Source organism: Streptomyces hydrogenans, assembly GCF_014656075.1.
Classification (GTDB): Bacteria; Actinomycetota; Actinomycetes; order Streptomycetales; family Streptomycetaceae; genus Streptomyces; species Streptomyces hydrogenans.
Map to the genome: position 1 here is coordinate 1 of NZ_BNBS01000247.1, position 4,484 is coordinate 4,484.

Sequence of the window (4,484 nt, forward strand, 5' to 3'; positions counted from 1 at the left end):
GGACAGCACTTCGACGAGACCGTGGCCTTCCCCGAAGGCAACGTCGCCCCACAGGCGGCAGCGGCCTGATCTGTCGGGCTCGCTACCGGATGACAGAGATGTCTGGCAGCGGCGAGGCGTCCACGCCTTCACGGGCGAGAACCTGCTGAGCCAGCACGCGGGCACGGATCCACCCCGCATCGCTGATCAGAGCCGCAGTCGTCCACCGATCCGTGGACTCGTCGCGGCTCATCTCATCGAAGATCGAGTCGATCAGCCGGAGCTCGGGCAGGACGTCACGGCTGAGGAATCCTTCCTCCACCAGAGCCTCGGTCATGCGGAAGGCGTGATCGAAGTCGAGGGCGATCTCGTCCGTCACGACACCATGCTTCTCCAGCCATGCTGCCTGGACCCGCGCAGGTGCCGCCACTACCGTCAGCGCCTCGTTCAGCAGGCGACGCCGGAAGGAAGGATCAGGAGTTTCCACACCTGGATCATCCCACTCCGGCCCCGAGTACCTGACCTGTCTGTTCGACCGCCCACAGCAACAAACTTGACGCGCTAAGGGCTTGCCGACCCGCCAGAGGCGCAGCTCACGGTCGGTCGGGGCGGGCCGCGGACGCCGGATGAGTGCCATATGGATGAAGACAAGGCTCGTAGGCCTGTGGTTGCGGTGCCTTCGAACGGGTGCACGGCACCGCCCCCGGCTCAGCGCGGGCGGTACAGGGAACGGCGGCCTGGCTCTTCGGGCGGCATGGCCTCACGGACTCCTCTGGTCGGGGCCCTCGGCGGCCCGGTCAAGGGTGGCCTGTCATCCCTCGAAGAGGCACGCTCGGCGCTCGTCCGCTGCACGTATTCCTGCCGAACGTAGGCCTGACCAAGCGTCACTCTGATTACAGAAAGCTACTTGTCACTTCGTCGTAGCTTTGGGAGAACAGGGCCGTCCCCGCTGGACCCACGTGGCACCTACGGCTGGTTCGAGCTGGACATGAAGCCGCCTGCATCTGGACTTGACCGCGTCGCCTGCGGGCTGTGCCCGGCCCGCGCAGCCGGCAGAGCGGAACGGGCACCGCTGGACGCTGACGATGTTGCCGTCGGCAACAGAGGGGGCAACCGGGCCAGGCCTGACCTCGCAGTCGTGGCCGCTACGCGCCGCAGGTTCACCTGAGGCTCGTGTCCGGGGGCTCTCAGACGGTGATCCTGCCGAACAGGTGGTTGGCGGGGGCATCAGGGTCGTTGCCGTAGAAGAACTCCTCGAGTGCCTGGTGGAACTCATCCCGGTCGAGTCCGCCGGATCCGTCGAGATCCAGGGCGGCGAAAACGGCGGCGCAGTCCTGGCTGGGGACAGCGGCGACCGAGTCGAACATCTGCTGGAACTCGCCTTGGTCGATCCTGCCGTCCCCGTTGAGGTCGACGAGGTCGAAAAAGCAGTTGCTGACCGGCCCAATCTGCTGGGGGTAGAGCGCGCGGTCTGTCAGGACGCTCTTGAAACCTTCGGTCATCTCCCGTACGTCGACCTTGCCGTCACCGTCCTGGTCCATCGGGGCGATGACGTTCGACCAGAACAGGTCCATGCCTTCCGTGAGCTGGCGGGCGGTCTCGGCGTCGGGAGTGGTTTTGCGGGCGTTGATGTAGCGCTCGCTCATCTTGCGGACATCGGACTGGGTGATGAACCCGTCGCCGTCGACGTCGGCACCCCTGAACCACTGGCCGTACTTGAGATCTTGCAGAGCTGTCATGACCGCGGACCGTATTCACGCACTTGAGGTCACGCAACGGCGGCATCGAGGCACGGCTTCCGGTCGGACCCGCCGACCGGAAGCCTGACAGCGGCGACCACGGCAAACGTACCTGCCTGTGAAGCGGCTTCGTTTCAGTGTTCGAGGTGTGGTGGCGTGAAGGCGCGCAACTCCTCAAGCGGTTCGTCGTAGACCGCGACGTCCACGAGCGCACTGTGTGCACTGGGGCCTTGGGACAGGCGCGAGCACCCGCGATCCCCGGTGAGCGTGTTCGGGTTTCCATGGCGGTCCAGGGTTCCGCTCCGGCCCGGCTCGGCCGGGTCCCACCAGGCTCCGGTCGACAGCTGGATGACACCGGGCATGACGGCATCCGACAGGATCGCGCCTGCCAGACAGCTGCCCCGGTCGTTGAAGACGCGCACGATCATCCCGTCCTCGATGCCGCGGGATGCCGCGTCCACGGGGTTGATCGTCACTGGCTCACGGCCGCGGATCTTCGAGCTGAGGCTGTGGCCACCGTTGTCGTACTGGCTGTGCAGGCGTGAGGCCGGCTGGTTGGAGATCAGGTGCAACGGGAAGCGGTCCGATGCCTCGGCGTGGAGCCATTCGACCGGTTCGAACCAGGTCGGGTGCCCGGCGCAGTCGTCGTAGTCGAACGAGTCGATCTCCTCGGAGAAAATCTCGATCTTCCCCGACGGCGTTGTGAGGGGGGAGACCTGCGGATCTGCGCGCAGCGCCTCGAAGCTGCCGGGGAACGGTCCGCCGAGCGCCGGCAGTGTCACACCACAGGGGCTGTGCCAGAAGTCGTCGAAGTCCGGCAGTGCCGCGTCGTTGCCGAGGCCGGCCCTGGTCTGCTCGTAGAGGTGACGGACCCACTCGAACTCCGAGCGCGACTGCGTGAACTCCCGCTCGTAGCCGAGGCGGGCCGCCAGAGCAGCGAAGATGTCGTGGTCGGTGCGTGCCTCACCGGCCGGCTCGCGGACTTTCGGCATCGCGGTGAGGTGGGGGTCGGAGAAACCGGCCGCGAAATCGTCGCGTTCCAGACTGGTGGCCACGGGAAGGACGATGTCGGCGAACTTGGCGGTGGTGTTCCACCAGGCTTCGTGCACCACCACCGTGTCGGGGTGCTGCCAGGCGCGGGTCAGGCGGTGGAGATCCTGGTGGTGGTGGAACGGGTTGCCCCCGCACCAGTAGATCAGGCGCAGCTCAGGCAGGGTCAGGCGCCGGCCGTCGTAGTCGATGGTCCGGCCCGGATGCAGCAGGGTGTCGGCGATCCGTGCGACCGGGATGAAATCCGGCACGGGGTTGGGCACCCGCGGCATCGAGGGCACCGACGGGCGGCCTGGGGCGACGCCGGTCGCGTCCATCGTCGCGTAGCCCGCGCCCCAGCCGCAGCCAGGCCGGCCCATCGAACCAGACATGGCGGCCAGCACGACCGACATCCAGATCGGCTGCTCGCCGAGGTCCGCCCGCTGGATCGCGTAGTTGACCATGATCACAGAGCGCTGCGTGGCAAGGCGGCGCGCGAGGTCGGTGATCGCCTCGCGGCTGACGCCCGTGATCCTTGCGGCCCAGCCGGCGTCCTTGACGATGCCGTCGGACTTGCCAGTCAGGTAGGAGGCGAAGCGGTCGAACCCGGTGCAGCACCGGTCGAGGAAATCCTGGTCGTGCCAGTTGTTGTCCAGCATCGTGTGCGCGATGCCGAGCATCAAGGCGGTGTCGGTGTTGGGGATGACGGGCAGCCACTCGGCGTCCAGGAAGCCTGCCGTGTCACTGCGGATGGGGCTGACGTTCACGAACCGCACCCCAGCCTCACGGCACTTTCGCTGCAGGCCTTCGGTCTGGTGCCGGGCCAGCCCGCCGGGGTTGATCTGGCTGTTCTTGAGCGCCAGCCCCCCGAACGCCACCACCAGCTCACAGTTCTCGGCGATCTCGTCCCACATCGGCATCCGGGACTGATAACTCCACGGAGCCCCGCCGATCACATGCGGGAGGATGACCTCCAACGCCGCGGTGCTGTAGGTGTTGCGGGAATCGGCGTATCCACCGCCCAGCGCCAGGAACCTCTGCAACTGATTCTGCGGATTGTGGAAGGCACCCGCGCTCGCCCAGCCGTAGGATCCGCCGAACACCGCGCTGTCCCCATGCTCGGCCCGCACCCGGGACAGCTCCTCGCTCACCAGTGTGAGCGCCTCGTCCCAGCTCACCTCCACGAACACGTCCCTGCCCCGGGCTGTGTCGCGGGCACGGGGCAGACCCTCCAGCCAGCCCCTGCGCACCGCCGGCCGCAACACGCGCGCGCCATCGTCGGCGGCTGTCAGCATTCCGGGGCCGATGGGTGAAGGCGCGGGATCATCGCCGCTGGGCTCGATGCGCACCAGCCGGCCCGAATCGACGACCGCGACGTAGCTCCCCCAGTGCGTCGCAACCGGCAAACGTCGCTCCACCATGCACCCCCTGAAGATCCTCCGGCTCCCGGACAACGGCCCCCAGATGCCATGGGCTTTAGCGTCAGTTGGAGGTCCGCAGGACACAGGCTCCCCCGTGGGGTGCCGTCCAATCCTGCTCGGCGCGCGACTCCCGGCCATACCAGCAACAACGATCGGCGCCTGTCTGCCGTGCTACTGAGGTTGAACTCGTGATGTCGTCTTCGGTGATCAGGGGCTGATGGTCGTCCTGTCTCGGTAAGGCAGCCGTCTATGAGGTGGCTGCGGTACTGGATATGTGACGGAGACCGCGCCGGATGGTCTGGACGAGGTGTACGAC

The 4,484-nt window shown here is 67.0% G+C and carries 3 protein-coding genes and 1 pseudogene; all 4 read right to left on the reverse strand.

All coding sequences use genetic code 11. The features are described from left to right. Window positions 1-82 precede the first annotated feature (82 nt). Window positions 83-466, reverse strand: a complete 384-nt coding sequence (locus tag IE321_RS40835) for a hypothetical protein (protein ID WP_190226685.1) — start codon at window positions 464-466, stop codon at window positions 83-85. Window positions 467-1,166: 700 nt separating this feature from the next. Beyond that, entirely contained in the window at window positions 1,167-1,718 is a 552-nt protein-coding gene (locus tag IE321_RS40840; protein WP_190226686.1) for an EF-hand domain-containing protein, read from the reverse strand. Window positions 1,719-1,852: 134 nt separating this feature from the next. Beyond that, window positions 1,853-4,168 carry a molybdopterin-dependent oxidoreductase gene (locus tag IE321_RS40845; RefSeq protein ID WP_229916838.1) on the reverse strand — a complete coding sequence of 772 codons (2,316 nt, stop codon included), beginning with the start codon at window positions 4,166-4,168 and terminating at the stop codon, window positions 1,853-1,855. 209 nt (window positions 4,169-4,377) lie between these two features. Further along, window positions 4,378-4,484, reverse strand: a pseudogene (locus IE321_RS43350) (transposase); the annotation flags it as partial.